The organism is Stenotrophomonas sp. SrG (assembly GCF_050031795.1).
GTDB lineage: Bacteria > Pseudomonadota > Gammaproteobacteria > Xanthomonadales > Xanthomonadaceae > Stenotrophomonas > Stenotrophomonas rhizophila_A.
The window spans coordinates 1-244 of sequence record NZ_JBNBBE010000866.1 but is presented as its reverse complement, the minus strand read 5'-3'; the positions used below and the strand labels follow the sequence as shown (position 1 = coordinate 244).

The following is a 244-nucleotide window of genomic DNA, read 5'->3' as shown; positions in this document are numbered from 1 at the left end:
CGCGGGCGCTGCGCCGCTACCCCGCACTGTTTGATGCGGTGCCTGATCCGGCCAGCATCCTCCGCGACTCCGGCGTGGGGCTGGCTCTCAACAAGGCCGGCATCCGCGCCTTTGGCCGCGCCCGCGAAGACATCATCGGCCAGCCGATCGTGCTGCTGACTCCGGACCGGCCCAGCGATCGCCGTGATCCGGTGTGGGAAGCGTGGCGCCGGGGCGACACGTGCGTCTGCGGAGTCCCCAACAT

1 protein-coding gene is annotated in these 244 nt (G+C 70.9%); it reads left to right on the top strand.

All coding sequences use genetic code 11. The features are described from left to right. The coding region (locus ACQG3P_RS21985; protein WP_426806234.1) for a PAS domain-containing protein at positions 1-244 on the top strand (244 nt) is incomplete at both ends.